The following is a 24,198-nucleotide window of genomic DNA, read 5'->3' as shown; positions in this document are numbered from 1 at the left end:
GTGTCGTATCGCCAGGCATCCACCCACCCCCAGCCCCTCCCTTCCAGGGAGGGGAGCAAGAGGGAGTTGAGGCGCTCGTGTGTCCTGCTACGCTTCCGCAATGAACACGGGAACCGAGACGGCGCAGCGCGCCGCGCGACTGGCGCTGGTGGGGGCGCTGCTTCTGGTCGGCCTCTGGGTGGCGCATGGCTTTGTGCCGGCTTTGCTCTGGGCGGTGGTGCTGACCATCGCGGTCGATCCGCTGCATCTCAGGCTGCGCGCTTGGATGAAGGGCACGCACCGGATCGTCATTCCGCTGATCATCACCCTGATCGCGGCGCTGGTGGTGCTGGTGCCGCTCGGCTTCGGCATCACCCAGGCACTGCGCGAGGCGCATGACATCTCGAGCTGGATCGGCCAGGCCCAGGCGCAGGGCGTGCCGGTGCCCGACTGGGTCGCGCGCCTGCCCTTCGGCGCCGAAGCGGTGCGCGACTGGTGGCAGACCCATCTCGCCCGGCCCGAGGATGCCGCCGAACAGCTCAGCATGCTGAGCGGCGGCGAGTGGCTGGCGCATTCCCGCGCGATCGGCGCCAATGTCGCGCATCGCGGCGTGGTGTTCGGCTTCACCCTGCTGACCCTGTTCTTCGTGCTGCGCGACCGCGACGCTCTGCTCGAGCAGGGGCGGCGCGCGGTGCTCAAGCTGTTCGGCCCGGCGGGCGAGCGGGTAGGGACGCAGGCGATCCGTTCGGTGCGCGGGACGATCGACGGGCTGGTGCTGGTCGGCCTCGGCGTCGGCGCGCTGATGGCGATCGTCTATCTGGTCGCGGGCGTGCCGCACCCGCTGCTGCTGGGCGCGGCCACGGCGATCGCGGCGATGATCCCGTTCGGCGCGCCGCTGATCTTCGCGCTCGCCGCGGTGCTGCTGCTCCTCCAGGGATCGGTGGTCGGCGCCGTCGTTGTGGTGGCGATCGGCGCGGCGATCATCTTCGTCGCCGACCATTTCATCCGCCCGGCGATGATCGGCGGGGCGACCCAGTTGCCGTTCCTCTGGGTGCTGATCGGCATCCTGGGCGGGGTCGAGACGCTCGGCCTGCTCGGGCTGTTCATCGGGCCGGCGGTGATGGCGGTTCTGGTGATGTTGTGGCGGGAGTTTCTGGCGAATGGGGCGGCGGTAGCCTGACCTATTCCTCCCTCGCTTTAGCGGGGGAGGTGGCACGCGAAGCGTGACGGAGGGGGCTTCGCCGCAGGCCATGTCGCTTGTGGCGAAGCCCCCTCCACCATTCGCTGCGCGAATGGTCCCCCTCCCCCGCTAAAGCGAGGGAGGATTGCGTTATCTTCCCTTGAACAGGCCGCCGAGCACTCCGCGGACCAGTCCGCCGATAATGCTCGCGCCGGCGCCGCTCTTCTTGCCGAACACCGCCTTGGAGACTTCGTTCGCCACGGCGCGGCCCGCCGCCGAGGAGGCGGAGCGGGTAGCCGAGGTGATCGCCCGGTTCCACGGATTGTTCGCCGCCTCGCGTTCGGCGGCCTTCTGGGCCTGGGCGTCGAGCCGGGCCTGGCGATCGGCGTCGCGCTGGGCGGCGAGGCGCTGGCGCTCGGCTTCCTTGGCGAGGCGGGCGTCTTCCTTGGCCTGGGCAGCGGCGGCCTTCTCGGCCTCGTCCTGCGCCTTGGCCTCGGCGGCGGCGGCGGACGCCTCGGCCGACTTGGCGGCGAGCAGCTCCTCGGCCGATTCGCGGTCGATCAGATTGTCGTATTTCGCGCCGATCGCATCGGTCTGGACCAGGACCTTGCGCTCGTCGGGCGTGACCGGGCCGACGCGCGACGCCGGCGGGCGGATCAGCGTGCGCTGCACCGGGCTCGGCGCGCCATCGTCCTGCAGCACCGAGACCAAAGCCTCGCCGACCTTCAATTCGGTGATAACCGTCTCGACGTCGACATCGGGATTGGCGCGGAAGGTGGTCGCGGCCGCCTTAACCGCCTGCTGGTCGCGCGGGGTGAAGGCGCGCAGGGCGTGCTGGACGCGGTTGCCGAGCTGGCCGGCGATCGTGTCGGGCACGTCGATCGGGTTCTGGGTGATGAAATAGACGCCGACGCCCTTGGAGCGGATCAGGCGGACGACCTGCTCGATCTTGTCGAGCAGCGCCTTGGGCGCATCGTCGAACAGCAGATGCGCCTCGTCGAAGAAGAAGGCGAGCTTGGGCTTGTCAGGATCGCCGACCTCGGGGAGCGATTCGAACAGGGCGGAGAGCAGCCAGAGCAGGAAGGTGGCGTAGAGCTTCGGGCTGGCCATCAGCTTGTCGGCGGCGAGGATGTTGACGACGCCGCGGCCCTTGTCGTCGAGCCCGAGGAAATCCTCCATCGACAGCGCCGGCTCGCCGAAGAAATTGGCGCCGCCCTGGCTGCGCAGCTGGAGCAGCGCGCGCTGGATCGCGCCGACCGATTGCTTCGAGACATTGCCATAGCTGGCCGTGAGCTCGTCGGCACGCTCGGCGCAGTGGGCGAGCATCGACTGGAGGTCGTCGAGGTCGAGCAGGAGCAGCCCGTCCTTGTCGGCGACGGTGAAGGCGATGGTGAGCACGCCTTCCTGGACTTCGTTGAGGTCCATCAGCCGGGCGAGCAGCAGCGGCCCCATCTCGGAGATGGTGGTGCGGATCGGATGGCCCTGCTCGCCGTACAGGTCCCAGAACTGCACCGGGGTATCGGCATAGGCCCAGTCGGCGAGGCCGATTTCGGCGGCCCGGGCCTTGAAGATCTCGTGCGTCTTGGCGGTGGGGGAGCCGGCCATGGCGAGGCCGGACAGGTCGCCCTTCACGTCGGCGACGAAGCAGGGGACGCCGGCGTTCGACAGGCCCTCGATGATCCCCTGGATCGTCACCGTCTTGCCGGTGCCGGTGGCGCCGGCGATCAGCCCGTGGCGATTGGCACGCCGGAGCACCAGCGATTGGGGATTGGCGCCGCCGGCACCAGCGCCAATGAAGATGCCCGTTTCTCCCGCCATGTCCGATCTCCTGATTTGGGAGACCGGAATAGAGGAGAAACGGGCATTCGTCAGCCCGATGAAGGGCGTTGTTTAGTTGATTCCGACCGAGACGAAGCGGCCGATCGCGCGGCGCTGGACCCAGAGCAGGACGTTGGTCTTGCCCGAGGCCTTGGCGGCGGTGACCTGCCTGGCGACGTCCGCCGCGCTGGTGACCGGCTGACGGTTCACCGTGGTGATCACGTCGCCGCGCGCCAGGCCCTTGCCCGCCGCGTCGCTGGCCGGGCTGACCTGCAACACGACCACCCCGGTGGTGCTCGGGTTGACGCCGACGCTCTGGGCGATCTGCGGGGTGAGCGGGGTGACCTGCACGCCGAGCGAGGCCGCGGCCATCGTCTCGCTGTCGCCGCCCGGAGCCGGCGAATTCTCGTCGTTCGGATCGAACTGGGCGAGCTGCTCCTCGGGCGGGCGGGTGCCGACGACGAGGTTCAGGGACATGCGCTTGCCGTCGCGGTAGAGCTCGAGCGGAATGCGCGTGCCCGGCTTCACGTTGGCGACGAGGTAGGACAGCGTCTGGTCGGGGGTGACGTCGCGGCCGTCGACCTTGACGATCACGTCGCCCTGCTTGAGCCCGGCCTTCTCCGCCGGCTGGCCCGGCTCGACGCGCGCGACGACGGTGCCCTGGCCCTTGGGCACGCCCAGGCCGTCGGCGATGTCGTCGGTCAGGTCCTGCATGCCGATGCCGAGATAGCCGCGGGCGATCTTCTGGCCCTTCATCAGCGTGTCGATCACCGGCTTGGCCTCTTCCGCGGGGATCGCGAAGCCGATGCCGACATTGCCGCCGGTCGGCGACAGGATCTGCGAGTTGATGCCGATGACGTTGCCGTTCAGGTCGAACATCGGGCCGCCCGAATTGCCGCGGTTGATCGAGGCATCGGTCTGGATGAAGCGGTCATAGGCGCCGCCCGAGCCGGTGACGCGGTGCACGGCCGAGACGATGCCGGCGGTGACCGAGCCGCCCAGGCCGAACGGATTGCCGATCGCGACGACCCAGTCGCCGACGCGCGCCGCGGTCGAATCGCCGAACTTCACGAAGGGCAGGTTGGCGCCTTCGATCTTGAGCACGGCGAGGTCCGACTGGGCGTCGTTGCCGATCAGCTTGGCCTTGAACTCGCGCTTGTCGGGCAGGGTGACGGTGATCGATTCGACCGTGGCGCCGCGGGCCCCGGCCGAGATGACGTGGTTGTTGGTCACGACATAGCCGTCGGCCGAGATGATGAAGCCCGAGCCGAGCGATTCGGCCTGGCGGGTCACCGGCTGGTTGCCGCCGCCGAATGCCTCGAACGGCGTGCCGGCGAACGGGTTGGCGTTCATCGTCACGCGCTGGGTGGTCGAGATGTTGACCACTGCCGGCTGCAGCCGGGCGACCATGTCGGCGAAGCTCATCGGCGCGCCGGCCTTGGGCGCGGTCGCCTGGATCGTGCCGGGCTCGTTCTGCGCGGTCTGCGCGCCGGCCGGCTGGTTGAGCGTCATCGTGGCGGCGGCGCCGCTCAGCAGGATGGCGGTAGTTAGGGCGTAGGCATAACGCACGTGAGTCGGTCCTCTCAGACGAAGGAAAAGCGTTCGAAACGGATTTTTGCGCCGAAATGCTGAACGGCGATTGAATATGAACGGATCGACAGCGTCATCGTTGCCCCATGAACTCCTTCAGATAGCTGTTCTGCGGAGACAGGATGACCGAAGTCTCGCCCTTGGCGGGGTCGTTGTTGAGGAACGTCGTCCGGTACGAACGCATCGCGCGCCAGAAATTGTAGAAGTCGGCGTCCTTGTTGAACGCCTGGGCATAGATCTGGGCGGCCTGGGCGTCGGCATTGGCGCGGATGATCTGCGCGTCCTTCATGCCCTGGGCCTCGATCGTCTTGGCTTCCTGGTTGCGCGCGGTGCGCATCCGCTCGAGCGCACTTTCGAGCGGCGTGCCCGAGGGGAGTTCGGTCTGCTTGATCCGCACATCGACGATCGACACGCCATATTGCGCGGCGAGCTGCTGGAGCGAGTTCTGGATATTGTCCATCACCTGGCCGCGCTCCGGGCTGAGCAGGATCGCCGAGGGACGTTTGCCAAGCTCGTTGCGCAGCGCCGAACGGAACAGCGGCTGGAGCTGGTCGCGTGCGCGATCCTCGGTGCCGATGGTAACGACCATCTTGAGCGGATCGGTGACGCGGAAGCGAGCATAGGCGTCGATCTGCAGGCGGAGCTGGTCGGTCGACAGCACCGGCTCGTTCGGCAGGTCGACCGAGAGCACGCGCTTGTCGACCCACACGATGCGGTCGAAGAACGGAATCCGCACGATCGGCCCGGCATTGGTGCGGCCGAACTGCTCGCCCTCGCGCCACTGATTGACGGTGCGATAGGGCTTTTCGAGCCGCAGGATCACCGCCTGCTTGGTCTCGGGCACGATCGCGACGGTGCTCATCACCACGATGAGCAGGATGATCACCGATACGGCGATGCCGATGGGGCTGCGCAGCCAGGTCATTTCTGGTCTCCCTGCTGGGCCTTGCCCGCATCGGGGCGAATCCCCGGCAGCGGCAGATAGGGGGTGACGCCGGGCGCCTCGACGATCGTCTTGTTGGTACGCGCGAGCACCTGCTCCATCGTCTCATAATAGAGACGGCGGCGAGTGACTTCGGGCGCGGCCTTGTACTGTTCGTAGATCTTGTCGAACTCGGCGGCCTCGCCCTGCGCGACGGCGATCACCTGCTGGGCATAGCCATTGGCGTTGTTGCGGGCACCCTGCGCGCCCTGCTGCGCGGCCTGGACCGCCTTGAAGGCGTCATCGACCTGCTCGGGCGCCGCGGCCTTGGTCAGCGCGACGCTCTGGATGCGGATGCCTGAATGATATTCGTCGAGGATCTTCTGCATCCCCGCCTGCACATCGGCCGAGATGCGGCCCTGGCCTTCGCCGATCGCCTCGTTGAGCGTGGTCGTCGCGATCACCGCGCGCATCGCGCTTTCGGCGGTGTCCTTCACCGTCTCGGTCGGATCCTTGATCTGGAAGGAATAATCGGCGGCGTCGGCGATGTACCAGTTCACCGAATAGGCAAGATCGACGATGTTCTGGTCGCCGGTGAGCATCAGATTAGCACCGCTCTCCGGGAACTTCAGCGTCCGCACGCTGCCGACATCGACGACGTCGACGAGCTGGAACGGCGCCGGCAGCGTCGGCTGGATGCCCGAGCCGAGCGTGCCGCTGTAGCGGCCGAGTGTGGTCACCACGCCGCGCTCGCGCGGGCCGATCACGTGGAAGCTGGTGAAGATCACCCAGATGGCGAGCAGGCCGGCGATGACCAGCATCCACAGCCGGGCGCCGCCGGGGAAGGGCAGGCCGCCGCCGCCCACGCGCCGCAGCAGATCGTCGAACGGACCATTGCCGCCGCCGTTACCACCGCCGCCTCCGCCGCCACCGCCGGGGCGCGGTCGCCGCCCCTCGGGCGGGAAGGACCAGGGGTTGCGGGGACCGGAGCCGCCGCCGGAGCCGCCCTTGCCATCGCCCGAGCCGCCGCCGTTTCCGCCGCCGCTGCCCGAGCCCCAGGGGCTCTTGGGAGCCTCGTTATGCAAGTTACCGGCGTTGTTCAGCCAGCCAAAGAGGTTTGCCATTCAGCCTTTATAAGGGCGCCTACGCGGATTTACAGTGGCGCGCGGCGATTGTGCGCCTATCTGGCACGCGATGACCGATACCGAAGCCCTGAGCGCCGCGCTCGCCCCCATCGCCGCCGGCCGCGCCACTGCTCGTCTTGAGGGATCGCGCGCCTCGATCGTGCTCGACGTGACCGGCCTGGCCGGGGCGACGCGCGAGGAGCTCGAAGCCGATATCCGCCGCGTGGCGGGAGCGCTGCCCGGGATCGAGGAAGTGCGCGTGCTGATGACCAGCGAGCGCCGCACCCGGCGGCTGATCGCGGTGGCGAGCGGCAAGGGCGGCGTGGGCAAGTCCACCGTCGCCGCGAATCTGGCGATCGCGCTCCAGCGCAGGGGCCGCAAGGTCGGGCTGGTCGACGCCGATATCTATGGACCGTCCCAGCCGCGCCTGCTCGGCGTCGAGGGGGTGAAGCCCCAGGCGCGTGATAAAGTGTTGCTGCCGGTCCAGACCCGGTTCGGCGTGCCGATGCTGTCGATGGGCGGGCTGGTCGCCGAGGGGCAGGCGATCGCCTGGCGCGGGCCGATGGCGGGCGGTGCGCTCGGCCAGCTGGTCGATGCCGATTGGGGCGAGACCGATCTGCTCGTGCTCGATCTGCCGCCGGGCACCGGCGACGTGCAGCTCACCATGATCCAGAAGCACAAGCCGGCGGGCGCGGTGATCGTCTCCACGCCGCAGGACCTGGCGCTGATCGATGCGACCCGCGCGATCGACCTGTTCAACAAGGCGGGCATTCCGGTGATCGGCCTGATCGAGAACATGTCGGGCTATGCCTGCCCACATTGCGGGGAGGTCTCCGATCCGTTCGGCGCGGGCGGCGCCGAGGCGGCGGCGGCGAAGCTCGGCATTCCGTTCCTTGGCCGCGTGCCGCTCGAGATGGCGATCCGCGTCGCTTCCGATGCGGGCGAGCCGCCCGCGGCAGGGAACGGGCCGGAAGGCGAAGTGTTTGCCGGACTGGCAGGACAGGTGGACGACTGGCTGAGGAGATAACCCATGCCGCTGACGCGTGACGAGGACATCAAGGCGCTGCTCGAAAGCGTGCGCACCATCGCGCTGGTCGGCGCATCCGACCGGCCGGACCGGCCGAGCTACGGCGTGATGGCCTTTCTCCAGCGGCACGGATACCGGGTGATCCCGGTTAACCCGCAGATCACCGGCGAGCATGTCCACGGCGAGTTCGTGTTCCGTGAGCTTGCGCAGATCGGCGAACCGATCGACCTGGTCGATATCTTCCGCCGCCCAATGGCAGCGGGAGAGGCGGTGGACGAGGCGATCGCCGCGGGTGCCAAGGCGGTGTGGATGCAGCTGGGTGTGATCAACGAGGAAGCCGCCGCGCGGGCCGAGGCGGCGGGGCTCAAGGTGGTGATGGATCGCTGCCCGGCGATCGAGATCCCGCGGCTGGGCGTGGCGGCGGTGGCCTGACTTAAGCCCTCTCCCCGGAGGGGAGAGGGAGAAGGGTCACGCCTTCCGATAGTCCGGCACGGTCCCACTCTCGCGCCAATAGCGTTCGAGCCCGATCTCCGCGACCAGCTTCCCGAAGCGCGGATCGGTGCGCATCGACGCGGTGGAGGGCATGAACAGCAGCCGCGTGCGGCGGTTGCGCTGGCGGGTCCAGACGCGCTGCTCGGGCTGGAAGCGCAGCTCGCCGACGGTGAAGCCGCGGCCGAAATAATAGCCCTCGGCCACTTCGAACGCCGTATCGACCCGGCCATGCGCCGCGGCGAACTGGATCGTGTTTTCGGCAAAGCCCGCACCCTTGTGGGCGGCGGCCAGATTGCTGGTCATGGCGCGGTCGATATCCGCTGGCGCGCGGGTGATCATCGCCTGGGCGACCTCCTCGATCATCGCGAAATTGTCCTGCGGGATGCCAGTGGGCCGCTGATCGGCCTTGCGCGACATCGCCAGCGCATCGGCGGCGCGGCCGGTATAGAGCAGCAAATAGAAGCGCGTGAACCAGACGGCAAAATGGGTGGGGAAGAGCGAGATCGCCTCCTCGCTCGCCTTGTCCGCCTCGTCGAGCCGGTTGGCCGCCCAGAGCGCCACCGCGCGAGTATAGGCGCGCGAGGGATCGGGCACGCCCTTCGCCCAATATTGAGCGAAGGTATCGGCGGCCTCCGCGCAGCGCCCGACCGACAGCAGCAGGCCGCCGAGCATGCCCCAGGCGAATTCGATGTCGGGATGGCTGGCCAGGATCGAGCGGCACAGCGCCTCGTCCGCGCGCCAGCTGTCGGTTGCCGCATTGAGCATCGCCCGGGCGAGCCGGCCATAGGGATTGGCGGCATCGAGCCGCAGCGCCCTTTCGGCGGCCTGCTCGGTGCGCAGCCGGAGCGCCGCTTCGTTCTGCGGACTGCCACCCCCGGCGGCGATCGCATAGGCGATGGCGAGCGCGCCCCAGGCATCGGGCTGTTCGGGATGCTGCTCGGTCAACCGGCGGAACAGGCCGGTCGCCTGGCTGAGGCCTTCGGGGGTGCCTTGGCGCATCGAGGCCATGGCCTGGTCGAGCAGCGCCTTCACATCGTCGGGCATCGCTGCGGCCGGCTTCGACCAGTGGCGCCAGGCGAGCAGCCCGCCGCCGACGCTCACTGCGGCCAGCCCCGATCCGGCCAGCATCGCGCGGCGATCGAGGCGGAGGCGATGCGCCTCGGCGCGGGCTTGGGCCAGCGGGCTGTCCGGCGCAGGGGCGGGGGTGCCGGCCTGGCCTTCGCGCAGCAGGCGATAGCCGACCTTGGTGATCGTCTCGATCCGGAAGGCGCCTTGGCCGATCCCCTCGGCCGCGCGGCGCAGGCGCGAGACGACGCGGTTGATCGCATCCTCGCCGACCACCCGGCCTTCCCAGCAGCTGCGGGTCAGATCGTCGCGGCCGACGATCGCGCCGTCGGTCCGGGCGAGCGCGACCAGCACCTGCATCACCCGCGGCTCGAGCACTTCCTCGCTGCCATCGTCGCGCGCGAGCTGGCGCAGCGCCGGACGCACTTCGAGCGCGCCCAGCCGGAACGGCGCCTGATGCGCAAGATCGATGCGGCCCTCCACGCCTCTCCCATCCCCGGAAATCGCGCCTCGCGCCACCCTATCGGCGAATCATCGGCATTTCATCAGCTCTTCATCGGCTCCTCATCCTCCCGATCAGGCGGCGCCTTGGCGATGCTTCGGGGGTCACAGGAAAGGAGTGTCCCCATGTACAAGTGCCTCATCGCCTTCGCCGCCGCCGGCCTGATCGCCACCCCGGTGCTGGCAGCCCCCGAGTTCGAACACAGCGTCGTCGTCCGCCATGGCGATCTCGATCTGAAGAGCGCGGCCGGGCGCGCCGTGTTCGACCGCCGGATCGCCGCCGCGACCGAGCGGGTGTGCGGCTCCTATGCCGGCGCCGACGTGACCGAGGACCAAGAGATCAAGCGTTGCCGCGCGGTGGTGACCCGGGATGTCGCGCGGCAGCTGCGCGTGCAGCTCGCCCGTCGCTGAGCTCCCTTACGGCCGGGTGCGGCGCGCATTGCGCGCCCGGCCGCTTTTTCTAGCGCAGCCAGGAAAGCGCTTCGATCAGCCGGGTCACGTCGCGGCCGTCCTGATAGAGGCCGAAGCCGATGCGCAGCACGTCGCCGCGGACATCGGTGATCACGTCCTCCGCTTCCAGCTCGGCCTTCCAGCGCTGGGCGTTGGGGGTGCGGAGCGCCAGGAAGCGCGCGGCGCTGCCCGGGTTGAGCAGCTCGGCCTCGATCGGCAGGCCGGCGAGCAGCTGGGCGCGCAGGCCGTCGACATGCGCCGCGATCGCTGCGGTGGTCAGGCCTTCCTGGCGTAGCATGTCGCGCACCGCGACGAAGCGGTAGATGCCCGAAGGGTCGAAGGTCGCGCCGAGGAAGCGGCGGCCGTCGGGGGCATAGCCGACGCTGCCCGACGGCAGCGCCAGATCCTCGAACTCGGCGTACCAGCCGGTGATCTCCGGACGCGCACCGAAGCCGGAAGGGGCGTGGAGGAAGGCGCAGCCTTCGCCGGCCATGGCGTATTTATAGCCGCCGGCGACGTAGAAGATCTGGTCCGCCACTGCCGACAGATCGACTTCCATCGCCATGAAGGCGTGATAGCCGTCGATCACCACCCAGGGGCCGTCGGGCCGGGCGAGCGCGGCGAGCTCGGCGATTCCGTCGAACACATGGCCGGTACCGAACTGGACCTGGCTGACGAAGATCAGGTCGTGCTCGCCCGCCCTGGCGCGGGCGACGATCTGCTCCAGCGGCATGCGCTCCACCGTGGCGCTGCCGGCCTCTTCCCAGCGCATCGACTGGCGGCGGAAGCTGTGGAACTCGCCGTCGCTGGCGAGGATGCGCAGCGGACGCTTCGGCAGGGCCGAGGCGATGCGCAGCAGCAGTTCGTGGGTGTTGGGTGCGAAGACGATCGTGTCGGGATCGGGCAGCTTGAGCTCGGCGGCGACATGGGCCTGGGCGGCGGGCCAGATCTCGCCCATCACCCGCTCCCATTTCCGGTCGGCGAGGCGTACTCCGTCCTCCCAGGCGGCGATCTGGCCGACATAGGAGGCGTCGGGCCAGAGATGGTGCGAATGCGCCGCGAAGTGCAGCCGGTCGGGCGCCGCCGCCAGCGCGCGCTGGAACAGGTGCTTGTAGCTCATAGCTGCGTCCTGAGCGTCCACAGCTCGGGGAAGGCGCGCTTCGACAGGGTCGAGGCGAGATAAGGCACGCCCGGCGTGCCGCCGGTGCCGGGCTTCATCCCGATCACCCGGCTGACGGTAAGGACATGCTTGTGCCGCCAGGTGGCCAGCGCATCGTCGATATCGACCAGCTTCTCGGCGAGCTGGTACAGCTCCCAATAGCGATCGGTGTCACGATAGACCTGCGCCCAGGCGTCCTCGACGGCCTGGCTCGGCGCATAGGGCTGGGCCCAGTCGCGGTTCAGCACCTCTGCGGGCAGGTCGAAGCCGGCGCGGGCGAGCGCAGCATTGGCTTCGTCCCACAGGCTGGGGATCGCCGAGAATTCGGTGGTCAGCGGCCCCGGCACCCCGCCGCCGCGCACGCCGAGCAGCGTCTCCACCGCGCGGAACTGGTCCGACTGGAAGCCCGAGCTGGCGCCGAGCACGTCGCGGAAGCGGGTATAGTCGCTCGGCGTCATCGTGGTCAGCACTTCCCAGCTCAGCGTCATCACCGCCTGGATGCGACTGACCCGGGCGAGGCTCTTGTACGCCTCCACCGGCTTGTCGGCACGGACCAGCTCGAGCGCGAGGCGGATCTCGGCGATCGCCTGCTTGAGCCACAGCTCCTTGGTCTGGTGGATGATGATGAACAGCAGTTCGTCATGCCGGTCGGACAGCGGATGCTGGGCGGCGAGAAGTTCATCGAGCGCGAGATAGCGCCCATAGGTCATGGCTTCGGTCATGCCCTGTCCCTACGCCATCTCGCCGCCCGGATGAAAGCGGTAACGATTGAGACTAAATCAGTCGCGCAGCAGTTCGTTGATCCCGGTCTTGCTCCGGGTCTGCGCGTCCACCGTCTTGACGATCACCGCGCAATAGAGGCCCGGCTTGCCGGCCTCGCCCGGGATCGTGCCCGGCACGACCACCGAATAGGGCGGGACATGACCGCGATGCACTTCGCCGGTCGCGCGGTCGATGATCTTGGTCGAGGCGCCGAGATAGACGCCCATCGAGAGCACGGCGCCCTCGCCGACGCGCACGCCCTCGGCCACTTCGGCGCGCGCGCCGATGAACGCGCCGTCGCCGATGATCACCGGATCGGCCTGAAGCGGCTCGAGCACGCCGCCGATGCCGACGCCGCCAGAGAGGTGGACGTTCCTGCCGATCTGGGCGCAGCTGCCGACGGTCGCCCAGCCATCGACCATCGTGCCTTCGCCGACATAGGCGCCGATATTGACGAAGCTCGGCATCAGCACCGCGCCCTTGCTGATATGCGCGCCGTGGCGGACGATCGAGCCGGGCACCGCGCGGAAGCCGGCCTGGCGGAAGGCGTCCTCACCCCAGTTGGCGAACTTGCTCGGTACCTTGTCGAACCAGTTGGCGCCGCCCGGACCCTGCATCACGACATTGTCGTTGAGACGGAACGAGAGCAGCACCGCCTTCTTCAGCCACTGGTTGACCTGCCAGCCACCCTCGATCGGCTCCGCGACACGGGCTTCGCCGCGATCGAGCAGGTTCAGCGCCTCGGCCACTGCCTCGCGCACGGCGCCTTCGGTGCCGAAGCCGAGGTTCGCGCGGTCTTGCCAGGCGGCGTCGATGGTCGTCTGCAGGTCGGTCATTCGGAAGTCTCCAGGATGCTGTGGAGCCAGGCTCCGAGGTCGGTGACGGTATAGTCGATGAAGCTGCGGTCGGCGTCGCCTGGCACCTGTTCGGAGCCGTTGTCGATCCATACCGTGGTCATGCCGATCGCCTTGGCAGGCGCGAGGTTGCGCGCCATGTCCTCGACGAACAGCGAGGCGTGCGGATCGAGATCATAGGCGTCGCACAAACCCTGATACGCCAGCGGATCGGGCTTGGGGCGATATTGGGTGGCGTGGACGTCGTGGATCGCCTCGAAGGTCGCGCCGAGGCCGAGCCTGTCGAGCACCTTGCTGGCGTAAGGCGCATCGCCATTGGTAAAGACCAGCTTGCGGCCGGGCAGCCTGGCCAGCGCCTCGACCAGCGCCTCGTTCACTTCGAGCACGCTCATGTCGACGTCATGGACATCGGCCAGATAATGGTGCGGATCGGTGCCGTGCTCGGCCATCAGCCCGGCGAGCGTGGTGCCGTGCGCGTGGAAATAGCCCTTCTGCACCTTGTGCGCGGCTTCGGCGTCGAGGTTCAGCAGCTTCTGGACGTACTGCCCGATCCGCGCATCGATCAGCGCGAACAGATTCGCGCTCACCGGGTAGAGCGTGTTGTCCAGATCGAAGATCCAGTTGCGGACGTGCGACAGGGCAGGGTTCATGGCGGCGCGGTTAGGCCGGGGCGGCGCGGCTATCAAGCAACTGTTTCTTCGCCGTGCCTCCCCAAGCCGTCATCCCGGCGAAAGCCGGGATCTCGTGCGGCTCCGTCCCCGCGCCTTCGCCTGAGATCCCGCTCCGGATCAGGTCCGAGGCGAGATGCCGGAGATGTGTTGGGGCGACGGGTAAATGGTTTGGGGGTGACGACCAAAACTTTATGGCAGAGCGTGATGGCGCTCCCCATCTGCCGCTCCATGACAGCCTATTCCCTGCTCGACCTCGTCCCCATCATCCAGGGCGGGACCGCTTCCCAGGCCCTCGCCAACGCCGCCGACCTGGCGAAGCATGTCGAGGGGCTCGGCTATACCCGCTACTGGGTTGCCGAGCATCACGGGATGGACGGCATTGCCAGCGCCGCCACCGCCGTGGTGATCGCGCATGTCGGCCAGGCGACCTCGACGATCCGGGTGGGCTCGGGCGGAATCATGCTCCCCAACCACTCGCCGCTTCAGGTCGCCGAGCAGTTCGGTACGCTCGATGCGCTGTTCCCGGGCCGTGTCGACCTGGGCCTAGGCCGCGCCCCGGGATCGGACCAGCGCGTCTCCGCCGCGATCCGCCGCGGGCTCGACAGTGACGGCAACGAGTTCCCCCGCGATGTGCAGGAACTGCAGAGCTATTTCGCCGATGACGGCCGTACCGGCATCCGTGCCACCCCAGGCGCCGGGGCCAAGGTCGATATCTGGATACTCGGCTCCAGCCTGTTCGGCGCGCAGCTCGCGGCGATGCTGGGGCTGCCCTATGCCTTCGCCTCGCATTTCGCGCCCGGGCTGCTCGACGAGGCGATCGACATGTATCGCCGCAACTTCCGTCCGTCGGAGGCGCTGGACAAGCCGCACCTGATGCTCGGCTTCAACGTGTTCGCCGCCGACACCGACGAAGAGGCCGAGCTGCTTGCCAGCTCGCAGCAACAGGCGTTCGTCGCGATCCGCACCACCGGCAAGGGCATCCAGCTGCCGCCGCCGGTGCCCGGCTATCGCGCGAGCCTGGGCGGGCACGGCAATGCGATGCTCGACCAGGTGCTGTCGGCCAGCGCGATCGGCGGGCCAGCGAAGGTCCGCGAGCAGCTCGCAGCTTTCATCCAGCGCACCGGCGCCGACGAGCTGATGCTGACGAGCGCGATGTTCGATCACGAGGCGCGCAGGAGGAGCCTGACGCTGGCGGCGGAGGCGATGCGGGGGCTGTGAAGGGCCATAGCTGATCCCCGGCCTTTGCCGGGAACCGAGATCGCCGAGGACGCCGGGCGGTGAATGGAACGCGGCGCCGACCCCCCGGCACGGCGCCGCGCCGGCATCAGGCCTTGGAGTCGATCACCCAGCCCGTCGCCGAGCTGCCATTGCTGCTCGTGCCTGCATTGCTGCCATAGACGCTCGAACCCGATGCGGCGCTGTCGCGCAGCTTCTGGAGGAAGGCGCTCATCGCCTCGAGCTTGCGTGCCGCGGCCTCGCTGATCTGCGTGGTGGTGCTGCTCGCATCGTCCGAATCGTCGTCGTTCGAGGGCGGCGGTCCCGGCGGCGGGCCGCCTGCGCCCTGCGGTCCACCCGGTCCGCCGACCGGGCCCTGCGCGAAGAAGTCGCGAAGCTCGGCTGCCTGGTCCTCGCTCAGCGCACCACTATCGACCTGGCCATCGATCAGCCCGTCGATCTTCGCCTTCATGTCGCCGGGCTTGCCGCCCTTGGTTCCATCGGCGGCGAGGCTCGAATCGATGTTGTCGAGCGCCCCGCTCAGTGCCGCCTGGTCGTCGGTGCTGATCGCACCCGCCGATGCCGCCGCGGAAATCCGCGCGTCCATCTGCGCGCGCGGATCCATCCGTTGCGACAGGGGTGAAATGGAAGTCATGCTGGTCCCTTTGCGTCTACAATCCCCAGCGGGTAGTTTAGCATTGTTAAGCTAAAATATTGTAAATAAAGGATAATAACTAGAAATAGCCGTTTGGGCGGCGCTGGCCCCAGAACCAGCGCCGCCACGCGACCCGACGGATAAAAGAGGGCAATCCGCGAGCTCGTCGACGCTTGTGCGTCCGGCAGGTCACGGCAGAATTTCAGTTTGTTGCAGCTGTGTCAGTTCGCGGCAGGCAGGCGCAGGCGGACGAGCAGCCCCCCCAGATCCTCGCTCTCCTCGAGGCTGACGGTGCCGTCATAGATCTCCGCGACATCGCGGACGATGGCGAGGCCCAGGCCGGTGCCCGGCTTGCCGCTGTCGAGGCGGACGCCTCGGTCGAAGATGCGGATACGGTCCGCCTCGGGGATTCCGCGGCCATCGTCCTCCACGAGGATCTCGACGAAGCCCGAATCGACCCGGGCGGTGATGAACACGCTGCCCCCGCCATACTTGGCGGCGTTCTCGACCAGGTTGCCGAGCAAATCGTCCAGGTCCTGCCGCTCGATATGCGCGACCAGGTCCTTCTGCCCGTCGATGTCGATGCGGACATTGGGATAGAGCCGGGCGACGGCACGCTCGACCGCTTCGATCGACGGCCAGACCTGCGCCCGGCTGTGCGCCGAGCCGCGCCGGCCGACCGCACGGGCGCGGGCGAGATGGTGGTCGATCTGGCGGCGCATCGTCCGCGCCTCGCGGATCACCGCCTGGGCAAGGTCGGGCTGGCCCGCCGCGGCGGCGTTCATGATCACGCTCAGCGGCGTCTTGAGCGCATGGGCGAGGTTGCCGGCGTGGCGCCGTGCCTCCTCGGCCTGGCGGTCGTTATGCTCGACCAGCGCGTTCAGCTCCTCGACCATCGGCGCCACTTCGGCGGGCATCGCGCCTTCCACCCGGGTCGACTGGCCGGCGCGCAGCCGGGCGATCTCCTGGCGCACCCGCCGCAGCGGCAGCAGCCCGTACCAGGTCTGCAGCGCGACCATGATGATCAGCCCCAGTCCGAGCAGCACGAAGCTGCGCACCAAAGTGCGGCGCAGCGTGGCGATCTGGCTGTCGAGCGTCGCGCGGCTCTGCGCCACCTGGAAGCGCCAGCGCACCGTCGATCCCGGCAGCGTCGCGTCGCGCTCGGCGATGCGCAGCAGCTGGCCGGGCAGCTGGCGGCTGTCATAGACATGGACGTTGGTGTCGTTGTGCTGCTGGTCGTCCTTCAGCCGCTGATCCCAGAGCGAGCGCGACGGGAACGCCTCGTGCCCCTTGCCGCTGATCTGCCAATAGGCACCCGAATTATATTCGAGGAAGCGCTGGTCGGCGAGCTCGCGGTTGAGCATCACCTCGCCATTCTGGTCGAGCTCGGCGGAGAAGATCATCGCCTTGAGCAGATAGTCGAGCTGCTCGTCGAAATTCTTGGTGACGGTGCTGACCAGCACCCGGTCGAGCGCCACGCCGCCGCCGACCAGCAGGATCATGATCCATGCGGTGGCGACGAGCAGCATGCGCCGGCTCACCGATCCGGTAGAGCGGGTATAGTGGCGCGGCTGGGGCTCGCCGGGCGCCACGGGCTCCGGCTCGCTCAGCGAACGGCCGAACAGGCGATGGCGCAGCTCGCCTAGTTTCCGGGCGAGCGTGGCCATCGACTCAGGCGTCGGCCGGCTCTTCCAGGCTGTAGCCCAGGCCGCGGATGGTGGTGATCACGTCGGCACCCAGCTTCTTGCGGATGCGCGTGACGAAGACTTCGATCGTGTTCGAATCGCGATCGAAATCCTGGTCGTAGATATGCTCGATCAGCTCGGTGCGGCTGACGACCTTGCCCTTGTGGTGGAGCAGGTAGGAGAGCAGCTTGTACTCCTGCGCGGTCAGCTTCACCGGCTCGCCGGCCTTGGTGACCTTGCCCGAGCGGGTGTCGAGGCGGATGTCGCCGGCGATCAGCTCGGCCGAGGCATTGCCCGAGGCGCGGCGGATCAGCGCGCGGAGGCGGGCGATCAGCTCCTCGGTCTGGAACGGCTTGGCGACATAGTCGTCGGCGCCGGCATCGAGGCCCGCCACCTTGTCCGACCAGCTGTCACGTGCGGTGAGCACCAGCACCGGCGTGGTCTTGCCTTCCTTGCGCCAGCGGTCGAGCACGGTCAGCCCGTCGATCTCGGGCAGGCCGAGGTCGAGGATGATCGCGTCATATTGCTCGTTGGAGCCGAGATAGAGGCCTTCCTCGCCATCGGTGGCAAGGTCCACCGCATAGCCTGCGCCCTCGAGCGCGTTGCGGAGCTGCTGCCCCAGAGTCGGCTCATCCTCGACGATCAGAAGTCGCATGTGTTTCCCTTCGCCAGGCCCTAGCTGCCCGATTTGCGGACGATGTTGCCGCTGCGAGCATCCACGTCCACCCAGATCACCGATCCATTGCGCAGGAACTTCAGCGTGTAAACTTCCGACGCGGGATCATAGTCGAAACCGAGATATTGGGCGCCGGGCAGACGCGGCACGACGCGGCGCTCGATCTCGCGGACCGAGAGCGGCGGCGAGGCCTGGCGCCGGGGCGCACGGGCGTCCGAATCCTGCTGCTGCGCGGGCTGCGCAGCGGCAGTCCCGACGGGCGCGAACGCCGCCACACAGGCGCAAAGAAGGGGCGTCACCAACATCTTCATGCGAGATGGCATAGGGTCCGGGCATTGAATAGCCCCTGAACGCAGCAGTAAGCCGTGTGTAACCTTGCCGGGCGCCTCTGCCCCCCCTAGTTGGCCCGCATGGCTGCACCTGTTCTCGCATTTGAAAATCTCGGTCTCGTCCAGGGCCATGGCTGGCTGTTCCGCGGGCTCAACCTCTATATCGGCGAGCGCGACCGGCTGGCGCTGATCGGCCGCAACGGCGCGGGCAAGACCACCTTGCTCAAGCTGATCGCCGGCACGATCGAGGGGGACGAGGGGCGCCGCACCATCGTGCCGGGCACCCATGTCGTGCTGCTCGAGCAGGAGCCTCGGATGGAAGGCTGCGCGACCCTGCTCGACTATGTGCTCTCCGGAAACGACGCGCCGCCGCAGCACGAGGCGGAAGCGATTGCCGACCAGCTCGGCATCGACCTGAGCCGCGAGGCGAAGACTGCGTCGGGTGGCGAGCGTCGCCGCGCCGCGATAGCCCGTGCGCTGGCGCAGAACCCCGACGTGCTGCTGCTCGACGAGCCGACCAACCATCTCGATCTAGCCGCGATCGAATGGCTCGAGGACTGGCTCAGCCGCTTCACCGGCGCGTTCATCGTGATCAGCCACGACCGTACCTTCCTCACCCGCCTGACCCGCTCGACCCTGTGGCTCGACCGCGGGGCGATCCGCCGTGCCGAAGTCGGTTTCGGCGGGTTCGAGGCTTGGACCGACCAAGTCTATGCCGAGGAGGAGCGCAACGCGCAGCGGCTCGATGCCAAGCTCAAGATCGAGGAGCATTGGCTCCAGCGCGGCGTCACCGGCCGGCGCCGGCGCAACCAGGGGCGGCTCGAGAAGCTCAAGGAGATGCGCGCCACCCGCGCCGCGATGATGGGGCCGCAGGGCGCCGCCAAGCTGGTCACCGCCGCCGACGACAGCAACACCAAGGTGGTGATCGACGTGAAGCACGTCACCAAGCGCTTCGGGGATCGCACGATCATCAAGGACCTCACCTTCCGCGTCACCAAGGGCGACCGGATCGGCATCGTCGGCGCGAACGGCGCGGGCAAGTCGACCCTGCTCAAGCTGCTGACCGGCGAGATCCAGCCCGACGAAGGCACGATCAAGCTGTCCAACACGCTGAACGGCGTGATCATCGACCAGCAGCGCAGCCTGATGGACCCCGCCAAGACGGTGCGCGACGTGCTGGCGGGCGGCGGCGACTGGATCGACGTGCTCGGCGTGCGCAAGCACGTCCATGGCTATCTCAAGGAGTTCCTGTTCGATCCATCGATCGCGGAAGCGAAGATCGGCACGCTCTCGGGCGGCGAGCGCTCGCGGCTGCTGCTGGCCCGTGAGTTCGCCCGGCATTCGAACCTGCTGGTGCTCGACGAGCCGACCAACGATCTCGATCTTGAGACGCTCGACCTGCTCCAGGAAGTAATCGCGGATTATGAAGGCACGGTGCTGATCGTCAGCCACGATCGCGACTTCCTCGATCGCACGGTTACGGTGACGCTCGGGCTCGACGGTTCGGGGACGGTCGATGTCGTGGTCGGTGGCTATGCCGATTGGGAAGCCAAGCGCCGGCCCAAGGTGGATGCGAAGAAGGCTGCGCCCAAGGTTGTGGCTGCCGTCGAGGCACCGAAGAAGGCGACCAAGCTCAGCTACAAGGACCAGCGCGACTACGACCTGCTGCCCAGGCGGATCGAGGAGATCGAGGCGCAGATCGCAAAGGACGAGGCGGCGATGGCCGATCCGGACCTCTATGCGAAGAACCCCGGCAAATTCGCGTCGCTGAGCGACGGCATCGCGAAGCTGCGCGACGAGAAGGACGCCGCCGAGATGCGCTGGCTGGAGCTTGCCGAGATGGTCGAGGCTTTGGGCTAAAATATCCTCCCTCGCGAAGCGGGGGAGGGGGACCATTCGCGCAGCGAATGGTGGAGGGGGCATCTCCGCAGGCGAACCTGCCTGGGGGCAGGCCCCCTCCACCACGCGCTGGCGAGCGTGGTCCCCCTCCGCCGGCTTCGCCGAGGGAGGATTTAAGCCTCCAGCGCCACCGTCACCTTCGTTCCCTCCGGCCCGGTCTCGACGCTCGCCTTGCCGCGGGCCTGGCGGACAAAGCCGTCGACCAGCTTCTGGCCCAGCCCGCCGTCCTTGCGGGCCCTGGGCGTCTCGGGCATGCCGACGCCATCGTCGCGCACTACCAGCCGCCAGCCCGGCGACGCAGCCTCGAAGCGCACTTCGATCCGCCCGCCATGGCGCCCGGCAAAGGCATGCTTGGCGGCGTTGGTCACCAGCTCGTTGACGATCAGCCCGATCGAGACGGCGCGGTCGCGCGGGATCGCGCCATGATCGCAGGAACAGTCGAGCGTGATCGCCCCGCGCAGGAACAGGGCCTCGGCCAGCGCCGCGCACAGCTCCTCCAGATAAGTCGCCATGTCGACCTCGCCGCGCGTGGCCGCCCCGCCGCGATAGAGGTGACGATGGGCGCGGGCGATGCTCTCGACCCGGTTGAGCGCGGAGGACAGCGCCTCCGCCGTCTCGCCTTCCTTCGCCCGGCGGCGCTGCATGTCGAGCAGCGCGGCGACCAGGGCGAAGTTGTTCTTCACCCGGTGGTCGAACTCCTCGAGGAACAGGTCGCGCTCGGCCAGCTCGCGGTCGCGCTCCGCGGTCGCCCGGCGCACCGCGCGGCGGAACAGCTCGGCGATCACCAGCACCGCGGCATAGTTGATCGTGGCGAGCAACAACCGGCCGGTATCGTCCGGGGTCTTGAGCAGGAAGCTGTGCTGTACCGGCAGCACGAAATACCAGCTGTAGAGCAGGGTCAGCGTGCCGGTGAGCAGCCCCGCCTGCCACCTGCCGAACAGGGTGGCGATCAGCACGGCGGGGAAACCCAGCGCGAAGGGGCCGGCGGCGGGCGAAATCCCGTCGATCACCGCGCGCAGCCCGATGGCCAGGCCGGTGACCAGCAACGCGAAGCCGAGCTGCACCAGCAGCGTGCCGCGCCCGCCCGGCGCGAGCCGGTCCGCAAGATCGGTTTCGCCTATCCGCCCCATGGAACGGAGTGAGCTATGGCCTTGGCTTCCGTGTCAAGCATCCGGACCGGTCTTTTAACATCGATCAACCCGATTTGACGATTTTGCCCGGATATTGACACCATATCAACCACATATCTGTGGTTGACCGCCGTCAGGGCCGCCGCGAGACCCGGTTGCCGGCGCCGGTGACGCTCAGCTTCGGCCGGGCCGCGCCAGGCGCGCTCCAGCGGATCTCGTTGTCGGCGCCCTCGACCCGGATCGTCGACTGGGCGGCGAGGTCGATCGAGATCCGGTTGCTCGCCCCGGCAACGCTGAGGCTCTTGCAGGGACCGTGGATGGTCAGCGTGTTGTCCGCCCCTTCGACATGGACGCTGCCGCCGTCGCAATGGATCTCGGAAGTCTCGCCGGCGCCGCTGAACTCGGTCTGGGCCTGGGCGGGAATCGCCCAGCCTGCCGCGATCGGGGCGAGGATCATCAGGGTGAGCTTCCGGACGTCGCGCATCGGCATTCCTTCATGGTTACGCAGTCGCAAGCAGACGCGCCGAAGGAAGCGAGGTTCCGCAGCCGGTCAGAGATTTCGCCCGGATCGTCCTGCGAGGTCGACGACATACTGCCAGGCGACCCTGCCCGAGCGACTGCCGCGCCGCGTCGCCCAGCCGATCGCGTCGACCGGGTCGAAATCGAGGCCATGCGCCTCGGCATAGCCGCGGACGATGTCAACATAGGTGTCCTGGTCGACGACGTGGAAGCCGAGGCTGAGCCCGAACCGGTCGGCCAGCGCCAGGCCGTCGTCCGCCGAATCGCGCGGATTGATCGCGCTGGCCTGCTCGGCGATGTCGCGGGTGACGAGATGGCGGCGGTTCGAGGTGACGAGCAGCCGGGCGTTGTTGGGCCGCGCCTCGGCACCGCCCTGGAGCAGCGAGCGCAGCGCCCGGGCGTCGCCGACCCCGTCGAAACCGAGATCGTCGAGGAAGATGGCGAAGGGGCGGTCGGTGGTGCCGAGCAGGCCGAACAGCTCGGGCAAGGTGGCGAGCTCGGTGGTCACCGCCTCGACCAGCGCGAGGCGGCCGCCCTGCGCCTGGACGGCGGCGACCGCGCTCTTCACCAGCGCCGACTTGCCGGTGCCGCGAGCGCCCCACAGCAGCACGTCCTGCGCGGCATGGCCCTGGGAGAGGCGGGTGAGGTTGGCGACCAGCGCCTCCCGCTGCGCATCGACACCGCGCAGGATCTCGATTGGCAGCGGATCGAACGCCCGCGCCGGCGCCAGCCCGTGCCCGCGCCATACATAGGCTGGATGCGCCTCCAGGTCGGCGGGCGGGGGCGGCGGTGGGGCGAGCCGGTCGAGCGCATCGGCGATGCGGGCGAGGATCTCTTCGTTCATGGGAGCGGCTATAGCGAGGCGCTATCGCCGGCTCACCCCCAGTTTCGCTATCAGCGCCCTTGGGTGCCGCTTGTCAGGCGTTGAGCCCGCCATCGACGGTGACCACCGATCCGGTGACGAAGCGCGCCGCCGGGCTGGCGAGGAAGGCGACGACTGCCGCCACGTCCTCGGGCTTGCCGTAATGGCCGAGCGCGGTGTGGGCGCGCAGCGTGTCGGCGAAATCGCCGTCGGCGGGGTTCATGTCGGTGTCGATCGGGCCGGGCTGGACCAGGTTGGCGGTGACGCCGGCCGGCCCCACGTCGCGGGCCAGGCCGCGGTTGAAGGCGAGCAGCGCCGACTTGGTCATCGAATAGAGCGTCGAGCCGGCAAAGGGCACGCGCTCGGCCAGGCAGGAACCGATGGTGATGATGCGGCCGCCTTCCTTCAGGTGCGGGATCGCCGCGCCCGAGGCGATCACCGCCGAGCGGACATTGACGTTCAGCAGCGCGTCGATTTCCTCGAGGTTGAGGTCGGCGACCTGGCTGTAGCGGGCGATGCCGGCATTGTTGACCAGGATGTCGAGCCCGCCCAGCGCCTCGACGGCTTCGGCCACCGAGCGCTTCACCGCCTCGGGATCGGCGCTGTCGGCCTGGATGGCGATCGCGCGGCGGCCCTTTGCCTCGATCGCGCGGACCAGCTCGGCGGCGCGCTCGGCCGAGCGCTCATAGGTGATGGCGATATCGGCACCCTTGTCCGCCAGCGCCAGCGCGATGCCGGCCCCGATGCCGCGCGAAGCACCCGTCACCAGTGCGCGTTTGCCCAGAAGCTCGCTCATGATCTTTGTCCCATATTTGTGTAGTGATCGATACACAATTAGCTAGGAAGCTTGCCTGGGGCCGTCAAGAGAATTATGTAGCGATCGATGCAGAATTCTCCAACCGATGGAAAAACCAGGGCGCGGGGCCGGCCGCGGGCGTTCGATCGCGAAGCGGCGCTGGCGCGCGCGACGCGGCTGTTCTGGGAAAAGGGCTATGCCGCGACTTCGATCGCCGACCTGACCGAGGCGATGGAGATCGGCGCGCCGAGCCTCTACGCCGCCTTCGGCTCGAAGGAGGCGCTCTATGTCGAGGCGCTTGGCCATTATCGCGACACGACCGAGGACCTGGTCTGGGCCGATTTCCTCGCCGCGGATACGGCGCGCGAGGCGGTGAAAGCGCTGCTGATGGATTCGGCCGCGGCGCTGACCGGCTGCCTTGCCGACATGCCCACCGGCTGCATGGTCACGCTCTCCGCCGCCGGCAGCGAAGGCAATGCCGAGCTCGGTGCGCTGGTGCGCGCTGCGCGGGCGGTCGGCTTCGAGCGGCTGCGCGATCGATTGGAGCGGGGCAGGGAGGCGGGCGAGATTCCGGCCTCTGTCGATCTCGATGCGCTCGCCCGCTTCGTCCAGACTCTCCAGAACGGCATGTCGATCCTCGCCCGCGACGGGGCCAGCCGGGCCGAACTGGAAGGCGTGGCCGACGTCGCGATGCTGGGCTGGGACGCGCGGGTTTCATAACCCTCTCCTCTCTAGAGAGGGGCATGGACTTTGACGCTGGCGCCGCCGTTATCGGTTCAGGACACACTGCCCCTCTCCCCAGCCCTCTCCCCGGAGGGGAGAGGGAGAAGAGCCTGGG

General features: G+C 68.4%; 24 protein-coding genes. 7 read left to right on the top strand and 17 right to left on the bottom strand.

What is annotated here, in order from left to right; all coding sequences use genetic code 11:
- The first annotated feature begins 100 nt into the window (after positions 1-100).
- The gene (locus tag ACEN8G_RS17750) at positions 101-1,159 is read left to right on the top strand and encodes an AI-2E family transporter (RefSeq protein WP_413414902.1); all 1,059 of its coding nucleotides are present in this window, start codon (positions 101-103) and stop codon (positions 1,157-1,159) included.
- A gap of 150 nt (positions 1,160-1,309) precedes the next feature.
- Here ACEN8G_RS17750 and ACEN8G_RS17745 read toward each other — a convergent pair whose 3' ends face one another.
- From ACEN8G_RS17745 to hflK, 4 genes are all read right to left on the bottom strand, one after another.
- Positions 1,310-2,977, bottom strand: a complete 1,668-nt coding sequence (locus ACEN8G_RS17745) for a helicase HerA-like domain-containing protein (RefSeq protein WP_413414903.1) — start codon at positions 2,975-2,977, stop codon at positions 1,310-1,312.
- Between the two features lie 72 nt (positions 2,978-3,049).
- A complete protein-coding gene (locus ACEN8G_RS17740; protein ID WP_413414904.1) occupies positions 3,050-4,546 on the bottom strand; it encodes a Do family serine endopeptidase in 1,497 nt (498 codons plus the stop codon).
- A gap of 94 nt (positions 4,547-4,640) precedes the next feature.
- Positions 4,641-5,492 (bottom strand): protease modulator HflC, encoded by an 852-nt coding sequence (gene hflC / locus ACEN8G_RS17735; protein WP_413414905.1) that lies wholly within the window; start codon positions 5,490-5,492, stop codon positions 4,641-4,643.
- Positions 5,489-6,613 (bottom strand): protease modulator HflK, encoded by a 1,125-nt coding sequence (hflK, locus tag ACEN8G_RS17730; protein WP_413414906.1) that lies wholly within the window; start codon positions 6,611-6,613, stop codon positions 5,489-5,491. The genes hflC and hflK overlap by 4 nt, the downstream gene beginning before the upstream one ends.
- A 70-nt stretch (positions 6,614-6,683) precedes the next feature.
- On the opposite strand from hflK, the gene ACEN8G_RS17725 reads away from it, so the two are divergent.
- Together ACEN8G_RS17725 and ACEN8G_RS17720 are read left to right on the top strand one after the other, a co-directional pair.
- Entirely contained in the window at positions 6,684-7,640 is a 957-nt protein-coding gene (locus ACEN8G_RS17725; RefSeq protein ID WP_413414907.1) for a P-loop NTPase, read from the top strand.
- A gap of 3 nt (positions 7,641-7,643) precedes the next feature.
- Positions 7,644-8,072 (top strand): CoA-binding protein, encoded by a 429-nt coding sequence (locus tag ACEN8G_RS17720; protein WP_413414908.1) that lies wholly within the window; start codon positions 7,644-7,646, stop codon positions 8,070-8,072.
- Positions 8,073-8,108: 36 nt separating this feature from the next.
- Here ACEN8G_RS17720 and ACEN8G_RS17715 read toward each other — a convergent pair whose 3' ends face one another.
- Complete coding sequence (locus ACEN8G_RS17715) at positions 8,109-9,680, bottom strand: winged helix-turn-helix domain-containing protein (RefSeq protein ID WP_413414909.1); 1,572 nt, start codon at positions 9,678-9,680, stop codon at positions 8,109-8,111.
- Positions 9,681-9,824: 144 nt separating this feature from the next.
- Here ACEN8G_RS17715 and ACEN8G_RS17710 point away from each other — a divergent pair, with 144 nt between their 5' ends.
- Entirely contained in the window at positions 9,825-10,109 is a 285-nt protein-coding gene (locus ACEN8G_RS17710) for a UrcA family protein (protein ID WP_413414910.1), read from the top strand.
- A gap of 49 nt (positions 10,110-10,158) precedes the next feature.
- Here the strand turns inward: ACEN8G_RS17710 and ACEN8G_RS17705 are convergent, their stop codons facing one another.
- From ACEN8G_RS17705 to ACEN8G_RS17690, 4 genes are read right to left on the bottom strand one after another with little or no spacing between them, the layout of a single operon-like run.
- Positions 10,159-11,268 carry an aminotransferase class V-fold PLP-dependent enzyme gene (locus ACEN8G_RS17705; protein WP_413414911.1) on the bottom strand — a complete coding sequence of 370 codons (1,110 nt, stop codon included), beginning with the start codon at positions 11,266-11,268 and terminating at the stop codon, positions 10,159-10,161.
- Entirely contained in the window at positions 11,265-12,029 is a 765-nt protein-coding gene (locus ACEN8G_RS17700; RefSeq protein ID WP_413414912.1) for a tryptophan 2,3-dioxygenase, read from the bottom strand. Before ACEN8G_RS17700 ends, ACEN8G_RS17705 begins: the two co-directional genes overlap by 4 nt.
- A gap of 57 nt (positions 12,030-12,086) precedes the next feature.
- Complete coding sequence (gene dapD, locus ACEN8G_RS17695) at positions 12,087-12,905, bottom strand: 2,3,4,5-tetrahydropyridine-2,6-dicarboxylate N-succinyltransferase (RefSeq protein WP_413414913.1); 819 nt, start codon at positions 12,903-12,905, stop codon at positions 12,087-12,089.
- Positions 12,902-13,573 (bottom strand): pyrimidine 5'-nucleotidase, encoded by a 672-nt coding sequence (locus ACEN8G_RS17690; protein ID WP_413414914.1) that lies wholly within the window; start codon positions 13,571-13,573, stop codon positions 12,902-12,904. The genes dapD and ACEN8G_RS17690 overlap by 4 nt, the downstream gene beginning before the upstream one ends.
- A 249-nt stretch (positions 13,574-13,822) precedes the next feature.
- Here ACEN8G_RS17690 and ACEN8G_RS17685 point away from each other — a divergent pair, with 249 nt between their 5' ends.
- On the top strand, positions 13,823-14,812 hold the full coding sequence (locus ACEN8G_RS17685) for an LLM class flavin-dependent oxidoreductase (protein WP_413414915.1): 990 nt from the start codon (positions 13,823-13,825) through the stop codon (positions 14,810-14,812).
- A gap of 106 nt (positions 14,813-14,918) precedes the next feature.
- Here the strand turns inward: ACEN8G_RS17685 and ACEN8G_RS17680 are convergent, their stop codons facing one another.
- The 4 genes from ACEN8G_RS17680 to ACEN8G_RS17665 all read right to left on the bottom strand — a co-directional run bounded on the left by ACEN8G_RS17680 (position 14,919) and on the right by ACEN8G_RS17665 (position 18,136).
- On the bottom strand, positions 14,919-15,464 hold the full coding sequence (locus ACEN8G_RS17680) for a hypothetical protein (RefSeq protein ID WP_413414916.1): 546 nt from the start codon (positions 15,462-15,464) through the stop codon (positions 14,919-14,921).
- Between the two features lie 221 nt (positions 15,465-15,685).
- Positions 15,686-17,131: a sensor histidine kinase gene (locus ACEN8G_RS17675; RefSeq protein ID WP_413414917.1), complete on the bottom strand. Its 1,446-nt coding sequence runs from the start codon at positions 17,129-17,131 to the stop codon at positions 15,686-15,688.
- Positions 17,132-17,135: 4 nt separating this feature from the next.
- The gene (locus ACEN8G_RS17670) at positions 17,136-17,804 is read right to left on the bottom strand and encodes a response regulator transcription factor (protein WP_183999584.1); all 669 of its coding nucleotides are present in this window, start codon (positions 17,802-17,804) and stop codon (positions 17,136-17,138) included.
- Between the two features lie 20 nt (positions 17,805-17,824).
- Entirely contained in the window at positions 17,825-18,136 is a 312-nt protein-coding gene (locus tag ACEN8G_RS17665; RefSeq protein ID WP_413414918.1) for a hypothetical protein, read from the bottom strand.
- 99 nt (positions 18,137-18,235) lie between these two features.
- Here ACEN8G_RS17665 and ACEN8G_RS17660 point away from each other — a divergent pair, with 99 nt between their 5' ends.
- Positions 18,236-20,014 carry an ABC-F family ATP-binding cassette domain-containing protein gene (locus ACEN8G_RS17660; RefSeq protein WP_413414920.1) on the top strand — a complete coding sequence of 593 codons (1,779 nt, stop codon included), beginning with the start codon at positions 18,236-18,238 and terminating at the stop codon, positions 20,012-20,014.
- A 152-nt stretch (positions 20,015-20,166) separates the two neighbouring features.
- Here the strand turns inward: ACEN8G_RS17660 and ACEN8G_RS17655 are convergent, their stop codons facing one another.
- The 4 genes from ACEN8G_RS17655 to ACEN8G_RS17640 form a co-directional block, all read right to left on the bottom strand.
- Positions 20,167-21,183 (bottom strand): sensor histidine kinase, encoded by a 1,017-nt coding sequence (locus ACEN8G_RS17655; RefSeq protein ID WP_413414921.1) that lies wholly within the window; start codon positions 21,181-21,183, stop codon positions 20,167-20,169.
- A 133-nt stretch (positions 21,184-21,316) separates the two neighbouring features.
- A complete protein-coding gene (locus ACEN8G_RS17650) occupies positions 21,317-21,667 on the bottom strand; it encodes a DUF3060 domain-containing protein (RefSeq protein WP_413414922.1) in 351 nt (116 codons plus the stop codon).
- A 66-nt stretch (positions 21,668-21,733) separates the two neighbouring features.
- Entirely contained in the window at positions 21,734-22,546 is an 813-nt protein-coding gene (locus ACEN8G_RS17645) for an ATP-binding protein (protein ID WP_413414923.1), read from the bottom strand.
- Positions 22,547-22,619: 73 nt separating this feature from the next.
- Positions 22,620-23,360: a 3-oxoacyl-ACP reductase family protein gene (locus ACEN8G_RS17640; protein WP_413414924.1), complete on the bottom strand. Its 741-nt coding sequence runs from the start codon at positions 23,358-23,360 to the stop codon at positions 22,620-22,622.
- Positions 23,361-23,447: 87 nt separating this feature from the next.
- Here ACEN8G_RS17640 and ACEN8G_RS17635 point away from each other — a divergent pair, with 87 nt between their 5' ends.
- Positions 23,448-24,080 carry a TetR/AcrR family transcriptional regulator gene (locus ACEN8G_RS17635; RefSeq protein WP_413414925.1) on the top strand — a complete coding sequence of 211 codons (633 nt, stop codon included), beginning with the start codon at positions 23,448-23,450 and terminating at the stop codon, positions 24,078-24,080.
- The last annotated feature ends 118 nt before the right edge of the window (positions 24,081-24,198 follow it).

The organism is Sphingomonas sp. Sphisp66 (assembly GCF_047324325.1).
Lineage (GTDB): Bacteria > Pseudomonadota > Alphaproteobacteria > Sphingomonadales > Sphingomonadaceae > Sphingomonas.
This window is presented reverse-complemented; position numbering and strand designations above follow the sequence as displayed.